The following is a 16664-nucleotide window of genomic DNA, read 5'->3' on the forward strand; positions in this document are numbered from 1 at the left end:
GTCAGATACCTGCTGTCAAATCCGTAATAGAGATAGGGGCTTTTAAAACTCTTGTCTTTCTACAGCAATCACACAATTCACACCGATCTGGCTCTGCATTCCCTGTCTTCACCGCCAGGACTCTCGCCATGTTCATTTCTACCAGATTCAAGGCTTCTGCCAGATAATTGTCAGTGATGTGGATAATCCGGATATCCGGTTCGCTTTCCTTCGTAGCTCCTGCAATATAAAACGGTAACTTCTTACCGGTGTTCTGTCGAACGATTTCCTGGTAAATTGCGCCCTGTATGTCATATCCCCAGTACCGCACAAAATCCAGATATCCAATATCTCTTACCCATTCTAGCTTTGCGATCGATGCCATAACCTTTAAATCAACAATCGCAATGTCCGGGATGTAGCTGTCCATCTTAATCTTCCACTTTGTTCCGAACAGCTCTCCCGTCATAATTACCTGCTTCTTGCCGGACATGAATTTCATAAAATAATCGTCTCTCTCGATTCTCTGGATAATTTCATCTGCCTTCACAAACTCAGCTTTCAGCGTTCCGTCTCTCTTGAAAAGATCCGGATTCTCTGCCTTGAATTTATCAAGCGTTCCCTCAAAGTAGGAATCTACATAGCTTCCAACCATGAGGGCCTTCGATTTCGGCTCTTCCCATCTTCCCTTCAGCTTTTCCATTGCAGTAAATTCGCAAGGCATTTTTCCATATGTACCGCAGAAATCCTTGAACTGCGACACGCTCATATATTCTTCATTCGCTTCCTGGCTATAATAATTCTCTGCCGTCAAAACCATGTGTCATCCCTCCTACATTGCATCGATATCTACATCTTCTGGCTCTTCCTCTACTACCTCGAACGGATCTTGTGCTTCCAATTCCGGAACTGAATCTGGCTTGTTATCGCCGTAGGTTCCATTTCCTTCTTCGTCATATGTCTTCTGATCGTCCTGGATGGCTCTCTGCATATCCACTGATAAAATTCCCCACTTGCTAAGAAGCAGCTTAATGACTGTTTTCAGTGCCATTGCCTCGAAATCTGTGGTCCACTTACTTGACTTCTTGCCTTTGTTCAGATCATATCTGTACGCCTGGGAATACTTTCTTGCATGATTATCCACTGCTTTCTTTGACATATACAGCTCTTGGCTGTAACCAGTCTTCAATCTAAACCAGGCATAATATCCAGCCACATTTGCTTCATCTCCTGCATCTCTCTGCTTGCAATTACTGAAATCTTCCACAAACTTAATCTCGCCTGTTATTGGGTTGTACGATTCCAGCTCGTCCTTATATACAACTGCATAATTCATTCGCTCGTAGTATCCCGACCGGATTGCCAGCTGAATGAACCCTTTGTACATCATCTGGAACTGAGCTTTCGGAACCTTCTCCCAGTCTTTCTTCTTGGGGTTCCAAACGCTCTCGTTATATGGAACGATTGCCGCAAATCCAAGGTTGCTGTCTATCGGAAGGTCATATGTTGCCGCTACAAACGCAGCTCCGATAATTGAATTTGCAGGGCATTTCTTCAACTGTGCACTTCCTGATACTGTATTGGTGATCGAGGCCATAAACTGAGGAGCTTTCTGTCCTAATACTTCTCCGAACTTTTCTTTGATTTTGTCCTTGGAAAGCAACTCCTTTACCTGTTTTACTACCGGAACAGCTGGTTCCGCTTGTGGTGCTGCCGGCTGCATTCCTGTCTGATCTTCCATTCTATTCTTCCTCCTTCTCTGCTGTTTTGAATGATTCTCCAATCAACTCGCAAAATTCTGTTGCGCCCATGCCTTCTATGCAATCTTTACAAACCGGGCCTTCTGGAGTATCCATATACTTGTCACCTTCATAAATTGGCTCCTCGCACCATTCACAGGTATATATAGATTTCGGCTCTTCAGCGTTCGGGCATCTGCTGTCACATGGATTTTTTCTACATACTGCACACATACCTATTCACCTCTTAATTCTTCCCATACGGCTTTTCCCCAGTTAAAAATAAAAATGGTGAACGGTAATACTAACCATTCACTCCCTATTGCGTCATAACCCCGCACTCGATATGCATAATCTACGGCCCACTTCGTGAGAAGAATACCAACTACAATCGGTATCCAATTTTCCTTCAGTAACCGTCTAACCTTTCTCATCGTATCCTCCTATTTGCCTTTCAAAGCTTTATCGCTCATTATTTTAAATTCACTTATTACCTCTGCGATGCCGTCAAGATATTCAGATATCTTTCTCACCGCTTCTACCTCATCGTCCCTTATCTTTCCGTCCTGGGATATTTCAAGCAGCTGATTTTTCATATTCTCCAGCTCATCTTCTCTCAAAGCTTTTAATAATCTCACGGTCACGCTGCATATATTTTTCTCTTCCGTTGCAAGTGGAAGGAATCCGCAGATCGGACATTCATTCTTGCAATAATTGCTCAGGAGCCAAGGTGCGTTGTACAGATCCGCCATTATCAAAACCTTGTCGGCTGGCACTCTTTTAACATTTCCCAGCTCGTAGTCTGCCAGCGTATATGCCGCAATTCCTATAAGCTCCGATGCTCTTTCTCTGCTTTCCAGCCTTGCATCCCATTCTGCCGCCTGTTTTCTGGCTCTAAAATACGGATTCTGGTTTTCTTTTATAGGGTTCCGTCCCATTCTCATTTACCTTACTTTCACTTATAATTTAATCAGTACCTACAGGAACGGCCGGTACTTCCACTTTTAACTGTTCATTGATCTTCTCGATCACTGGCCAATCAAGTGCATGGCCGTTCAGCACCAATGATACCTTGTCTCGATTGAATCCGATGGACTTGCTCAGCTCGCTGATATTCATTTTCTTCACATACAGTTTCGCTCGCACTGCTCCACACCATTCATCAGACGGAAGCTGCGGCTTTTCCGGAAGCACATTCACTTCCAGAACTTCGTTAATTTTCTTTGCGATATCCAGGTAATTATCCTTTACGATCCGGCCGCTGATAAGGGCTGTTATCGTTGTATAGCTGTAGCCGATTTCATCAGCTACACTCTGAAGGTTCATTTCCTTCCTCGCAAGCGCAACTCTTATTTCCTTGCACCATTCAGAAATGGGGACAGTAGTATTGCTCATTTGCATCGATCTCCTTTCTTGCATCTGCGATTCGCATTTGCATTTTTTCCGAGTGCGTGCTATAATACAAATACGAGTTATTACGAACACGCAATCACCATGAAACAGATTTTAAATCATAGGCTCGCAACCACGAATAATAATTTGTTTCATGGTTATATTATAGCACGAATCTGCGTATTTGTAAAGATTTTGCCTCGTATTTGCGTATATTTTTACACTTGGAGGTGTCTAATGGAAATCATTGAACGCATATCCGATTTACTCGCAGAGCGTGATAAAACGGCCATAGAATTGTGCAAGGTTCTCGATATCCAAACATCTACTATGTCTACATGGAAAACCAGGAAGAAAGATCCTCCGGCTCGCTATATGCCGGCCATTGCAAATTTTCTTTGCGTTTCGCTGGATTATCTCCTGACCGGTAAAGAACGTCCCGCTGTCATTGAACAGCCAGAGGTTCAAGAGCCGAAGCTTTCCGCAATGGACGAAGAACTTTTGGATTTATTCCACGAACTTCCCATGAGCAAGCAATATGAATTTATGGGAGAAATTAAGGGCTTCTTGCGTGCTGTCGAGGACTCAAAGAAATACGTTGACGAAGGGAAAAGATTATCCGGCTGAGCTGGTATCGCAAAACTCGGTACTGACAGGAGGATGCTTTATGCAACATAACGCAACCAAGTATTTCGCACTTGCAAGAACAGAAGAGATGGCCGGGCATGACGCACCGGCCATTCTTTTTTACCTTGCTTCATTCTGCGCAAGTCTTAATTGCTGTGACACCCAAACTTTGTACAGGACAACCGCCAAAATCCAAAGGCTGCAGGCCCGTATCTCTTTACCTGATGAATCCCTAATTGCCATGGTTCACTCTTACGGTCCTCTCTCGGATGAAGCGTGTCAGCTCTCTCTGCTTCAATCTCTAAGTGGAGAGTTGCCGGCTGTCCTTACCTAACGAGGAGAAAACAATGGAACTACTAAACGGAAATGAGCAATTTACTCTCGATGGAAATGATACTGGAATATCTGTCTCTGAATTTTGGAGCTGGGCTTATTCTGATCTGCTCAACAATACGCTTCGAGGGGTGCTGGCAGAATTTCTCGTAAAAAAGTCATTCTCATTTTTACCCCCCCCCCGAGAAATTTTGAGGACTGACTGGACGCCTTATGATCTAGCCAGCCCTTCCGGGAGAAGGATTGAGGTAAAATCTGCCGCTTACCTTCAATCTTGGACCGAGGACTACTTTTCACACATTATTTTTGACATCGCACCAAAGCGAGCATGGAATCCGCAGACAGGTTATTCTCCTGAGCGGAGCCGCCATTCTGACCTGTACGTCTTTTGCCTGTATACTGCCAGAAGTCGCGAGCAATCCATAAGAAATCTTGATCTCTGGGAATTTTATGTATTGCCTACTTCTGTTCTGGATCAGCAAAAGCCTAACCAGAAAAGTATAGCTTTAAACTCTCTCCTTTCTCTGGAGCCGATAAAAACAAATTTCCAGGATCTCGGAAACATTATCGAAACCATTGCATTGTGACAGGAGATGATCTATTGAAATTACCGAATGGCTATGGAAGCGTAACTAAATTATCCGGAAACCGGCGTAAGCCATATCTGGCCAGAGTGACTCTCGGCTGGGTCATAAATGAAGAAACCGGAAAAGCAGTACAGAACAGAGTTCCTATCGGGACCTTTAAGACTAAAAAAGATGCTCTGCAGGCATTAGCTGAGTACGGAGCTAACCCCTACGACATTCAGAACAATAACATGACCTTGGCCGAGCTTTACGAGAGATGGACAGCAGCTTACTTCCCTACCCTAGAAAGTGATTCTTCTTCCAGGACAATAATAGCTGCCTGGAGATATTGCCACGCCATACAGGGGATGCGTGTAAAGGATCTGCGTGCCCGCCACATAAAAGGAATCATGGAAGACGGATATGTAATTCAAAACCGGGGCAAAGATGCCGGAGCTAAGGTGCCTGCATCTCCTGGAACGAAATCCAGAATAAAATCCATGTTTAACCTCATGCTGGACTATGCTATGGAATATGATCTTGTCTCAAAAAACTATGCTCGTACCTTTGAACTTTCAAATGACATTATCAAAGAAAAAGAGGACGCAAAGCGTGGCCATATTAACTTCAATGATTCTGAGATGGAAGCCCTTTGGAGTGCTGCTGACAATATTAAATTCGCCGACTGGTTGCTTATACAGTGCTATATGGGATGGCGTCCCCAAGAAATGGGACTCTTGGAATTAAAAGACGTTGACTTTGAAAAGTGGTGTATTACCGGCGGTATGAAGACTGAGGCCGGCAGGCACCGTACCGTCCCGATCCACACTCGTATTCGGGACTTGGTAAAAAGAAATTATGACGAAGCAGTTTCTCTTGGAAGCGACCGCCTCTTTAATGATCCGGAGGCTACCAAGGGCGGTATGAAAATCACCTATGATAAATACGCTGGACGTTTTAACAAGGTCGTTGCCGCACTGCACCTTCGTTCCGAACATCGACCGCATGATCCCCGAACAACATTCATTACGATGGCGAAAAAAGCGGGCGTAGATGAGTACGTTGTGAAACGTCTTGCCGGTCACAAGATCACAGACGTAACCGAGGCGGTCTATACAATCCGTGATATTGAGTGGCTCAGAGACGAGATAGAAAAAATGCCGTAACCCTTGTGGTTACGGCTTTTCTTTTCCTGTGAACGGTTCTTCTTTTTGTTTCCTTCGCTCTGTTGCCTACTTGTTACCTACCTGTTGCCTATCTTGCCATCTTCAGGGCTTCTCACCGTGTCTCAAATTGCTTTCTCATTTTTTTGATCTAAACTAAGAAAAGTACCGCAGCCCTTGGAACTACGGTACTTTCAAGGTTTGTTGACTCTTTAATTAAAAAGGTTTGATTAGAACTTTCCTGCCTCTGCAGCTTCCTCTACAGAAACAGCTACAGCAACAGTAGCACCAACCATCGGGTTGTTACCCATACCGATCAGACCCATCATCTCAACGTGAGCCGGTACGGAAGAGGATCCAGCAAACTGTGCGTCAGAGTGCATACGTCCCATAGTATCTGTCATACCGTAGGAAGCAGGACCTGCTGCCATGTTGTCTGGGTGAAGAGTACGTCCTGTACCACCGCCGGAAGCAACGGAGAAATATTTCTTGCCCTGCTCGATACATTCTTTCTTGTATGTACCTGCAACCGGATGCTGGAAACGAGTCGGGTTAGTGGAGTTACCTGTGATGGAAACACCAACATTCTCGTGATGCATGATAGCAACACCTTCCTGAACATCATCTGCACCGTAGCATTTTACAGTAGCACGAAGTCCGTTAGAGTATGGTTTCTCATAGATTACGTTTAATTTAGCTTCTTTGTAATCATATTTTGTCTCAACAAATGTGAATCCGTTGATACGGGAAATAATCTGAGCAGCATCTTTTCCAAGTCCGTTCAGGATAACACGTAATGGTTTCTGACGTACTTTGTTTGCTTTCTCAGCGATACCGATAGCACCCTCAGCAGCTGCGAAGGACTCATGGCCTGCTAAGAAGCAGAAGCACTCTGTCTCTTCCTCAAGAAGCATTTTACCAAGGTTACCATGTCCAAGACCTACTTTTCTGTGGTCAGCAACGGATCCTGGAATACAGAAAGCCTGAAGTCCTTCTCCGATTGCAGCAGCAGCGTCAGCAGCTCTCTTGCAGCCTTTTTTGATCGCGATTGCAGCGCCTACTGTGTAAGCCCATGCAGCGTTCTCAAAGCAGATCGGCTGAATTTTCTTAACCTGATCATAAACATCAAGACCAGCGTCTTTTGTGATTTTCTCAGCTTCTTCGATAGAGCTGATTCCATAGCTATTTAATACAGAATTGATCTGAGCAATTCTTCTCTCATATCCTTCAAATAATGCCATTTCTGTTCGTCTCCTTTCGCTTGTGGCTTACTCTTTTCTTGGGTCAATAATCTTAACAGCATCAGCTACACGGCCATACTGACCTTTTGCTTTCTCCCATGCAGTGTTAGGATCATCACCTTTTTTGATAAAGTCAGTCATTTTTCCAAGAGAAACGAACTGATATCCGATTACTTCGTTGTCTTCGTCAAGAGCGATACCTGTTACATAGCCCTCTGCCATCTCCAGATAACGAACTCCTTTTTCCTTGGTAGCGTACATAGTGCCAACCTGGGAACGAAGACCTTTACCAAGGTCCTCAAGACCTGCACCTACAGCAAGACCATCATCAGAGAAAGCACTCTGGGTACGGCCATAAACGATCTGAAGGAACAGCTCTCTCATTGCTGTATTGATTGCATCACAGACAAGGTCTGTATTTAATGCTTCAAGAATTGTCTTACCCTGAAGAACCTCTGCTGCCATAGCTGCAGAATGTGTCATACCGGAGCATCCGATTGTTTCAATAAGGGCTTCCTCGATTACACCATTCTTAACATTTAAGGACAGCTTACAGGCACCCTGCTGAGGAGCACACCAGCCTACACCATGTGTAAAACCAGAGATATCTTCAATTTTCTTTGCATGGACCCACTGGCCTTCTTCCGGGATCGGAGCTGGCTCATGTTTTGCGCCCTTAGCTACTGGGCACATGTTTTCAACTTCAGTAGTGTAAATCATTTTAAGACTCCTTTCAGTGTTGATTACTTAATCGTTGTTAAAGACCTAACAACCTAGTGTTATTTTCTCACAAAATTCTCCATTCGTCTAGTCATATTTTGCAAAAAATACGAAAAAATTGCTGGTACCATTTATGGGACTTATCTTGTGGGAATTTCATTTTCATGATAAACTACAAAAAAACATTCCGATTATAGCTGCTGAGCGAACTGTACGCCGTTCAAAAAACATCCGGCAATGCTCTGTATCCATAATCAGAACAGGAGGACTTATATAATATGCCATCGCAAGCATCAACTTCTTTTATGCCGGAAAAGCTCAGGATCTTAAGCGGAAGCAGCCTGAAGATACTAGCTATGGCGATCATGCTGATCGACCATACCGCTTCTTTTCTTCTGCGCCACTATCCGCCTGCAATCGCTCCCTGGATTCAAATAGGCAGCACCACATACTCTCTGTACCGTGTTATGCGTGATGTAGGTCGGGCAGCTTTTCCAATTTTCTGTTTTCTGCTTGTGGAAGGCTTTCTTCATACCCATGACCGGTTAAAATATGGAAGAAATCTTCTGATTTTCGCCTGTATCTCGGAAATCCCATGGAATTTTGCACAAAACAGCACACTGCTCTATCCAGGTAAGCAGAATGTATTTTTCACTCTTTTTCTTGGATATCTTGCCTTCTGCCTGATCGAACATTTTGAAAAAAATGCCGCTATGCAGTTGGTAAGTATGCTGGTTCTTCTGACGGTTTCCTATTTTCTAAAGGCTGATTACGGATATAAGGGATTCGTATTTCTTCTGATCATGTACTGGCTGCGTTCTTACAAGCCTGCCCAGGCTGTAATCGGAAGCTGCTGGCTGATCTACGAGTGGAAAGCCTGCTTTGCTTTTCTTTCCCTGAACATGTACAATGGAAAACGTGGTTTCATCCAGGGAAGATGGGCCAAATATTTCTTCTACGCTTTTTATCCGGTACATATTGCAATTCTGACCATCATCCGAAAGATGTGGTTCGGAATTTAGGTGAATGGATTGCAAAAACAATTTCCTATACACATCGCACTACAAAACGGCTTGACAGAATTAATTTTCCGTCAAGCCGTTTGATTCGTGTTCAAAACCAAAGTCCGCACTTACATGCGATTGGCTATTTATTTCTTTGTTACAACCTCATCTTTATTCTTATAAATGCTGTTGGCAGGTACACATCCGCGTACTGGAGAAAGCGGATAAATATTGGTGTTTCGTCCAATCACAGTTCCTGGATTTAATACGGAGCCGCAACCTACCTCTACATGATCGGCAAGCATTGCACCAAATTTCTTAAGGCCTGTCTCAATTTTCTCCTCGCCGTCTTTTACCACAACCAGCTTCTTATCAGATTTTACATTGGAACAGATAGAACCTGCACCCATATGGGATTTGTATCCCAGTACTGCATCACCAACATAATTATAGTGCGGAACCTGAACATTGTTAAAAAGGACAACATTCTTAAGCTCTGTAGAGTTTCCAACTACGCAGCCCTCTCCCACCATCGCTTTGCCGCGGATAAATGCGCAGTGGCGCACTTCTGTGTTCTTACCAATGATAGCTGGTCCGTTAATACATGCGGTTGGTGCAATTTTGGCGGATTTTGCGATCCAGATGTCACCCTCCAGATGATCATACTCTTCCGGATCCAGTGTTTTTCCCAGTTTTACAATGAAATCTCCAATCTCTGGAAGAACTTCCCATGGATAAGTTTTCCCCGCAAAAAGCTCTCCTGCAATTGTCTGGCTCATATCCAGCATATTGGCGATGGTAAAATCTTTTAACATAATATTTCCTCCTCATATAAATCTAATTTTATAAATAGGTTCATTCATCCAAAAGTTTGCATTACAACTCACATCAAGCCATGTCATTGTTATGCATGACACGTAGTGCTGCCATTAAACGATAACTTGGCTGTACTGCCTTCAAATCTACCGTTTTTTCGCAGCTGCTACCCGTTCTGGTTTTTATAGTACTGCGCCGCTGTGTCAAAAAACTGCCGTAGCGCATACTGGAAGTTACTGGCCTCCACCTGTTTGGTACGAAGTCTTACAAAGTGCTCCAGCTTATCCATATATTCCTGCTCTGTGATCGAGCCCTCTGCAACATAGGTAAGCCCCTTCTCCCAGCTGGCCGTCAATTCCGGGTTCAGAAGCTGGCGAATGGAACAGTTCACCACATCGTAGATCATCTCGCCCTGAAGAGTCGGGGTGATCACCTGCGTCTTCTTATTCAGGGAGAGATATTTGATATTAAACAATTTCTTCAAGATTTCTGCTCTTGTAGCACTGGTGCCAATTCCGCTTCCTTTGATCTGGGAACGAAGATCCTCGTCTTCGATTAGTTGTCCTGCATTCTCCATTGCCAGGATCATAGAACCTGAATTGTATCGTTTTGGCGGTGAGGTCTCTCCCTCCTTGATACCAAGACCATTTATGTTTAGTATATCACCCTTTTTCAATTTCTGCAATGCAGCTAACAAAGCTTCGTCACAGGAAACCTCCTCTTCTCCATCTCCCTCGGGAGCTTTTCCTGAAGGTTCTGCCATACTCTTCTTCGCAAAAGAATTCGTGGCAATCTTCAGATACCCTTCGTTCAGTAAAACCTTAAAGGAAGAAAAGAAAGATTCATTCTCCATTTTCGTCACAAGGCTCACCTTCTGGTAAACAGCCGGCGGATAAAAAATGCTTAAAAAACGTCTCACAATGGTCTCATACACCCGCTGGGCAGTCAGGGAAAGTCCTTTTAGTGCGCCAAGTCCCTGTCCTGTGGGAATAATTGCGTAATGGTCCGTTATCTGCTTGTCATTGGTGTAACGTGTTTTGGCGATGTTTTTGTATGCACCAAGCTCTAATGCGCCCTGAACAGCTTCCCCAGCCTGTGGATAATTCCGGAGACCGGAAATATTCTTGTAAATCTCTTTGGCTACAGCCGTGGATAAAACCCTGGCATCCGTTCTGGGATAAGTGACCAACTTTTTCTCATATAGATCCTGTACAATAGAAAGAGTCTCATCCGGGCTGATCTTGAACAGCTTGGAACAGACATTCTGGAGCTCAGCCAGATTAAATAAAAGAGGCGGATTCTTGTTTTCTTTCTTCCTCTCTATTTTCTCTACTGTGCAAGCCAGAGGCTGACATACACTTAAATCACGGATCAGTTTCTCGGCATCTTCTTTTTTCTTAAAGCCGTTTTCTTTATATAAAACAGGGGACTGGAAATGGCGGCTTCCTTCTACCGCCTTCCATTCTCCTTCAAAGTTTTCTCCTTCAAGAGCAATGCTGCTCACAACTCTGTAAAAAGGTGTTTTCACAAATGCGCGGATCTCCCGCTCCCGACGGACTACCATTCCAAGGACACAGGTCATAACACGTCCAACGGAAATTGCCTGGTATTTGCCTCCAAGATAATTGGTTACGCTGTTTCCATAGCGCAAGGTCAGTACACGGGAAAAATTAATTCCCATCAGATAATCTTCTTTTGCCCGAAGATAGGCTGCGGCGGCAAGATTGTCATATTCGGAAATATCCTTTGCCTCGCGGATTCCACGAAGAATCTCTTCTTCTGTCTGGGAGTCGATCCATACACGCTTCTGCGTCTTGTCCTTCACTCCCGCCATCTGTGCTACCAGACGGTAAATATATTCTCCTTCACGCCCGGAGTCGGTACACACATAGATAGTATCAATATCCGGTCTGTTTAAAAGCCCTTTCACGATCTGGAACTGTTTTTCCACTCCAGGAATTACCTCGTATTTAAAATCACGCGGCAAAAAAGGCAGGGTATCTAAACTCCACCTTTTGTACTTCATATCATATTTCTCAGGATAGCTCATGGTGACCAGATGTCCCACACACCAGGTCACCACGCAAGTATCAGACTCAATATAGCCATCCTGTCTTCTGCCGCCAGATTTCAAAGCTTTCGCAAATTCCTGAGCCACGCTGGGCTTCTCTGCTATGTATAAAGCTTTTGACATATTATTTATCTGCGCTCATCTTTCTTAATGGCCATGCCAGTAAAAGAGCACCTCCCACCATATTTCCAATGGTTACGATCAGCATGCTCTTCAGCATGAGACCTACGGAAAGGCCATCTACCAGGCCAAGGCTTACTACAAAAATTCCCATGTTGGCAATGCAGTGCTCAAATCCGCTGAAAACGAATGCGGAGATACACATTACGATCATAAGGAATTTACCGGTTTCACTTTTCAGCTTGATTCCGCAGAGTACGCCAAGACATACGAAGAAGTTACACAGAACTGCCCGCATAAACATCTGTCCCATCGGGATTGTCAGCTTGTTGTTGATAAAGCCTGCGAAATAATCAGCTGTGCCGGATGCACCTGCTCCTACAAAAAGGAGTCCCAATATTGCACATCCAACAAAATTGCCAAGGTAGCTTACCAGCCATACCTTGCCTGCATCCCCCCAGGATACACTCTTATCGAAGGCGCCAAATGCCATTACCATGTTATTGCCGGTAAACAGCTCACCGCCCACCAGGCTGATCAGAAGAACTGCAATGGAGAACACCATAGCTCCTAAGAACTTGCCCCATGCCGGATCTGATCCTGAGAATACGCTTCCTATGACGTTACTGTAAATGACTGCCACATCGATAAAGAAGCCCGCCATTACAGCACGAAGAAAGTACTTCAGAAAATTGCCGTTCAGCAGCCCGATTTTGTTTTTGGCCGCGTTTGAAAGTTTTTGCACATCTTCATAGTTCATAAAAAACACCTCCGTTTTGTTTTTTACAATTATAGCACTTTGTTGTATTTTTCACAATAGAAGTTGATAAAATTTTATCAATTAGGAACTATTTCACAAAAACAAGATGTTTCTTTTGTAAATCAATCACACGTCCAATTACTGCGCATGGAAGGGACAGAGAAGACAGCCTGCTAATTGCCTTTCCTGCATCCTGTGGATCTATACTCAGGAGCAGTCCACCGGAGGTTTGCGGATCGAAGACGAGGTCCTCACGTGCAGAAAGCTTCTCTTTGCTTCCAACATCACAATTTTTCCATGCAAACTCACACTCAGCCCCTGCAAATTCACGGTTACGGTATGCACCTGCCGGGATAAATCCCATAGATGCGTAATCAGGCGCACCTTTCATAACAGGCAGGGAACTAAGAGAAATACAAAGAGTCTTCTCACTTCCCTTCGCCATCTCCAAGGCATGGCCTGCCAGGCCAAAGCCTGTCACATCCGTGCAGGCATGAACCCGAAGGTCTGTCACTTTATCCCTGGCATATTTATTCAACGTCGCCATCACAGAAGCCACATAGGCAGTTTCTTCCTCGGATGCCATCTCTCCTTTCACCGCTGTAGAAAGGATTCCCGTTCCAAGCGGCTTCGTAAGGATCAGCACATCCCCCGTCCTGGCCCCAATATTTTTCCACATAAAAGCAGGATTTACAAAGCCGGTAACGCACAGGCCATATTTCGGTTCCTCATCCTGGATCGTGTGTCCGCCTGCAAGGGAAGCACCAGCCTCCAATACCTTATCTGCACCACCCCGCAGGATCTCACCCAGGATCTCCGGATCAAGACAATTGGGAAAAGCGGCAATATTCAGTGCCAGCTTAGGCTCTCCGCCCATGGCATACACATCACTTAACGCATTGGCCGCTGCAATCTGTCCGAAAGTATAAGGATCGTCCACGATCGGCGTGAAGAAATCCACCGTCTGGATCATCGCCAGTTCATCGGATATGCGATATACAGCAGCATCGTCGGAAGACTCTGTTCCAACGAGTAAATTAGAATCATAAAACTTCGGCAGCTTACCCAGAACCTGGGCAAGGGTCCCCGGACCAACTTTCGCCGCTCAGCCAGATGTATGAGAATACTGGGTAAGACGGATTCGCTCTCTGTCACTCATGGACTCACCTCCCTCTCTAACGTGCTATCTATTTTAACATGAATCCCCGGTTCCGTAAACGGTCAGTTTTCCGATTCGGTTGGTTATCCGACGAATCCACTGGAAAGTTGGAAACAAAAAAGAGGAACGCCACCACTCCCGATAGCATTCCCCTTGCAATTTATTCTTTTCTTCTACTTATTTCGCCTGGATATATCCCTGTGCCTTCAGAGTCTCTGCACAAAGTACAGCACCGCCTGCAGCACCTCTTACTGTATTGTGGGAAAGTCCGATGAACTTCCAGTCATAAACAGTATCCTCACGAAGTCTTCCAATAGACACGCCCATTCCATTCTCAAAGTTTACATCCTCAGTAACCTGCGGACGGTTATCCTCCTCAAGATACTGGATGAACTGCTTCGGTGCACTTGGAAGATTCAGTTCCTGCGGAACGCCCTTGAACTCTACAAGAGCTTTCACCAGCTGCTCCTTGGTAGGTTTCTTTCTGAATTTTACAAATGCAGCTGCTGTGTGACCATTCAGGATCGGCACACGAACACACTGGCATGTGATAACAGGCTCCTTAGCTGGAACGATCACGCCGTCCTCAACTTTACCCCAGATACGAAGAGGCTCTTTCTCACTCTTCTCTTCCTCACCACCGATATATGGGATGATGTTATGCTCCATTTCCGGCCAGTCTTTGAAAGTTTTTCCAGCACCGGAAATTGCCTGGTAGGTAGTCGCAACTACTTCATATGGCTCAAACTCCTTCCATGCAGTAAGGGCTGGAGCGTAGCTCTGGATGGAGCAGTTTGGCTTAACAGCGATAAAGCCTCTCTTTGTTCCAAGACGCTCTTTCTGATATTTGATCACCTCAAAATGCTCCGGGTTGATTTCCGGAATTACCATCGGAACATCCGGTGTCCATCTGTGGGCACTGTTGTTGGAAACAACCGGTGTCTCAGTCTTGGCATATGCTTCCTCGATGGCTTTGATCTCGTCCTTGGACATATCTACAGCAGAGAATACAAAGTCAACTGTTGACGCAACCTTCTCTACCTCATTCACATTCATAACAACCAGCTTCTTCACAGCCTCCGGCATTGGAGTATCCATTTTCCATCTGCCGCCTACAGCTTCCTCGTAAGTCTTTCCTGCACTTCTTGGGCTGGCTGCAACTGTTACAACCTCAAACCACGGATGATTCTCTAACAGGGAAATAAATCTCTGACCTACCATTCCGGTAGCACCTAAAATACCGACTCTAAGCTTTTCACTCATAACGTTCTCTCCTCATTCTTTCCTCTGCGTACATGTGTATTTCTATGACATACTATACCATGTCCTTTGAAAATGCAAGTACTTTCTTGAATTTTATCATGTTAAAGCAATAAATTCATTCAAATTACCAAAAAAATTCCATAAAACCGGATTCTTTGGTTACTTTACACAGAACTATTCAAAGAATTTTCCTTCCCTTTAGTTCTCTTCCAGATATTTTTTATTCCCTGCGATCACCTTTTCCATCACATCCGGGCCAGGTGCACCAAGAGTCATTCGTTTCTCCACACAGGTCTTCATACTGATGGCTTCATAAATATCCTGCTCAAATACAGGGCTGATCTCCTTATACTCCGCAAGAGACAGATCATCCAGGGAAATTCCTTTATCAATGCATTTCAAGACCAGCTGTCCCACGATTCCATGGGCATCACGGAAAGGCACTCCATGATTTACAAGATAATCCGCTGCATCTGTGGCATTGGTAAAGCCATTCTTCGCACTTGCCTCCATATTTGCCTTATTAAACTGCATGGTAGAAACCATACCGGTAAAGAGCGCCAGACAGCCTTTCACTGTATCAATGGCATCAAATGTGAGTTCTTTATCTTCCTGCATATCTTTGTTGTATGCCAGCGGAATCCCCTTCATGGTTGTCAGCATAGAGGTCAGGGCTCCATAAACACGTCCTGTTTTTCCTCTTACCAGTTCAGCAATATCCGGATTCTTTTTCTGAGGCATAATACTGCTTCCGGTGCTGTATGCATCATCAATCTCCACAAAACGGTACTCATTGGAATTCCAGAGAATGATCTCCTCGGAAAAACGGCTGAGATGCATCATAATCGTAGAAAGTGCTGATAACAGCTCGATCACGTAATCTCTGTCAGATACAGAATCCATGCTGTTTCTGGTCGGCTCATCAAAATCCAGAAGCTGCGCTGTATATTCTCTGTCCAGAGGATAGGTGGTTCCTGCAAGAGCACCAGCACCAAGAGGACAGGTATTCATTCTCTTACGAATATCAAAAAGACGGCTTCTGTCACGGCGGAACATTTCAAAATAAGCCCCTACATGATGGGCCAGAGTAACCGGCTGTGCCTTCTGAAGATGGGTAAAGCCTGGCATATAGGTATGTACATTCTCCTCCATGATCTTCTGAAGTGCCAGAAGGAGTGCTTTCACTTCCTGGTCAATGGCATCGATCTCGTCGCGCACATAAAGCTTCATGTCCAATGCAACCTGGTCATTGCGGCTTCTTCCAGTGTGAAGCTTCTTACCAGGATCTCCGATACGGTCGATCAGGTTTGCTTCTACAAAGCTGTGAATATCTTCATATTCGGATGTGATTGCAAGCTTGCCTGCCTTTACATCTGCCAGGATTCCCTCCAGGCCTTCTAAGATCTGGTCTCTCTCTTCTTCTGTCAGGATTCCCTGTTTTGCAAGCATTTTTACATGAGCCTTGCTTCCGCGGATATCCTGCTCATAAAATTTCTGATCAAATGAAATGGACGCATTGAAATTGTAAACCAGTTTGTCGGTTTCCTTGGTGAAACGTCCGCCCCAAAGCTGTGCCATATATTTCTCCTCATTTCCTGCAAAGAACTTTCCGAAGTCCAATCTTTATTCCGCATTCAGAACTTGATCATCTTCCAGGCACTTTGCAAATTCTTTCTAACTTTACTACAATCAAGTGCTAGTTTATCACACT

At 44.6% G+C, this 16664-nt stretch carries 19 protein-coding genes; 5 read left to right on the forward strand and 14 right to left on the reverse strand.

Annotated elements, in window-relative coordinates; translation table 11 throughout:
• Position 1: 1 nt before the first annotated feature.
• From ACTQ50_RS09300 to ACTQ50_RS09325, 6 genes are read right to left on the reverse strand one after another with little or no spacing between them, the layout of a single operon-like run.
• A complete protein-coding gene (locus ACTQ50_RS09300) occupies positions 2-799 on the reverse strand; it encodes a PD-(D/E)XK nuclease-like domain-containing protein (RefSeq protein WP_441483961.1) in 798 nt (265 codons plus the stop codon).
• Positions 800-811: 12 nt separating this feature from the next.
• A complete protein-coding gene (locus tag ACTQ50_RS09305; protein WP_441483962.1) occupies positions 812-1720 on the reverse strand; it encodes a recombinase RecT in 909 nt (302 codons plus the stop codon).
• Between the two features lies 1 nt (position 1721).
• Positions 1722-1952, reverse strand: coding sequence for a hypothetical protein (locus tag ACTQ50_RS09310; protein ID WP_441483963.1), 231 nt, complete (start codon positions 1950-1952; stop codon positions 1722-1724).
• A gap of 2 nt (positions 1953-1954) precedes the next feature.
• Entirely contained in the window at positions 1955-2152 is a 198-nt protein-coding gene (locus ACTQ50_RS09315; RefSeq protein ID WP_227588286.1) for a hypothetical protein, read from the reverse strand.
• Positions 2153-2161: 9 nt separating this feature from the next.
• Positions 2162-2662 (reverse strand): helix-turn-helix domain-containing protein, encoded by a 501-nt coding sequence (locus tag ACTQ50_RS09320; RefSeq protein ID WP_226834064.1) that lies wholly within the window; start codon positions 2660-2662, stop codon positions 2162-2164.
• A 22-nt stretch (positions 2663-2684) separates the two neighbouring features.
• Positions 2685-3113, reverse strand: coding sequence for a helix-turn-helix domain-containing protein (locus tag ACTQ50_RS09325; RefSeq protein WP_171030222.1), 429 nt, complete (start codon positions 3111-3113; stop codon positions 2685-2687).
• A gap of 234 nt (positions 3114-3347) precedes the next feature.
• Between ACTQ50_RS09325 and ACTQ50_RS09330 the strand changes: the two genes are divergently transcribed.
• The 4 genes from ACTQ50_RS09330 to ACTQ50_RS09345 are packed head-to-tail and all read left to right on the forward strand — an operon-like array spanning position 3348 to position 5802.
• Positions 3348-3737, forward strand: coding sequence for a helix-turn-helix domain-containing protein (locus ACTQ50_RS09330; RefSeq protein ID WP_173716227.1), 390 nt, complete (start codon positions 3348-3350; stop codon positions 3735-3737).
• Between the two features lie 40 nt (positions 3738-3777).
• On the forward strand, positions 3778-4071 hold the full coding sequence (locus ACTQ50_RS09335; RefSeq protein ID WP_195588832.1) for a hypothetical protein: 294 nt from the start codon (positions 3778-3780) through the stop codon (positions 4069-4071).
• 13 nt (positions 4072-4084) lie between these two features.
• Entirely contained in the window at positions 4085-4657 is a 573-nt protein-coding gene (locus ACTQ50_RS09340; protein WP_441483964.1) for a hypothetical protein, read from the forward strand.
• 14 nt (positions 4658-4671) lie between these two features.
• Positions 4672-5802 (forward strand): tyrosine-type recombinase/integrase, encoded by a 1131-nt coding sequence (locus ACTQ50_RS09345; protein WP_418721223.1) that lies wholly within the window; start codon positions 4672-4674, stop codon positions 5800-5802.
• A gap of 227 nt (positions 5803-6029) precedes the next feature.
• On the opposite strand, the gene ACTQ50_RS09350 is transcribed toward ACTQ50_RS09345, so the two are convergent.
• Both ACTQ50_RS09350 and ACTQ50_RS09355 read right to left on the reverse strand, forming a co-directional pair.
• Positions 6030-7040 carry a GGGtGRT protein gene (locus ACTQ50_RS09350; protein ID WP_173716231.1) on the reverse strand — a complete coding sequence of 337 codons (1011 nt, stop codon included), beginning with the start codon at positions 7038-7040 and terminating at the stop codon, positions 6030-6032.
• A 27-nt stretch (positions 7041-7067) separates the two neighbouring features.
• The gene (locus ACTQ50_RS09355) at positions 7068-7760 is read right to left on the reverse strand and encodes an iron-sulfur cluster assembly scaffold protein (protein ID WP_118581434.1); all 693 of its coding nucleotides are present in this window, start codon (positions 7758-7760) and stop codon (positions 7068-7070) included.
• Positions 7761-8038: 278 nt separating this feature from the next.
• Here ACTQ50_RS09355 and ACTQ50_RS09360 point away from each other — a divergent pair, with 278 nt between their 5' ends.
• Complete coding sequence (locus tag ACTQ50_RS09360; protein WP_441483965.1) at positions 8039-8782, forward strand: TraX family protein; 744 nt, start codon at positions 8039-8041, stop codon at positions 8780-8782.
• Positions 8783-8910: 128 nt separating this feature from the next.
• On the opposite strand, the gene ACTQ50_RS09365 is transcribed toward ACTQ50_RS09360, so the two are convergent.
• The 6 genes from ACTQ50_RS09365 to argH all read right to left on the reverse strand — a co-directional run bounded on the left by ACTQ50_RS09365 (position 8911) and on the right by argH (position 16531).
• Positions 8911-9579, reverse strand: coding sequence for an acyltransferase (locus tag ACTQ50_RS09365; RefSeq protein ID WP_226821542.1), 669 nt, complete (start codon positions 9577-9579; stop codon positions 8911-8913).
• A 167-nt stretch (positions 9580-9746) separates the two neighbouring features.
• On the reverse strand, positions 9747-11774 hold the full coding sequence (locus ACTQ50_RS09370; protein WP_441483966.1) for a DNA topoisomerase: 2028 nt from the start codon (positions 11772-11774) through the stop codon (positions 9747-9749).
• 1 nt (position 11775) lies between these two features.
• Entirely contained in the window at positions 11776-12531 is a 756-nt protein-coding gene (locus tag ACTQ50_RS09375; RefSeq protein ID WP_226821538.1) for a formate/nitrite transporter family protein, read from the reverse strand.
• Positions 12532-12619: 88 nt separating this feature from the next.
• A complete protein-coding gene (gene selD / locus ACTQ50_RS09380) occupies positions 12620-13690 on the reverse strand; it encodes a selenide, water dikinase SelD (protein ID WP_441483967.1) in 1071 nt (356 codons plus the stop codon).
• A 177-nt stretch (positions 13691-13867) separates the two neighbouring features.
• The gene (gene asd, locus ACTQ50_RS09385) at positions 13868-14953 is read right to left on the reverse strand and encodes an aspartate-semialdehyde dehydrogenase (protein WP_226821534.1); all 1086 of its coding nucleotides are present in this window, start codon (positions 14951-14953) and stop codon (positions 13868-13870) included.
• A gap of 198 nt (positions 14954-15151) precedes the next feature.
• Entirely contained in the window at positions 15152-16531 is a 1380-nt protein-coding gene (gene argH / locus ACTQ50_RS09390) for an argininosuccinate lyase (protein ID WP_441483968.1), read from the reverse strand.
• Positions 16532-16664 lie beyond the last annotated feature (133 nt).

This window comes from Blautia sp. Sow4_E7 (assembly GCF_052116245.1).
Taxonomy (GTDB): Bacteria; Bacillota; Clostridia; order Lachnospirales; family Lachnospiraceae; genus Blautia_A.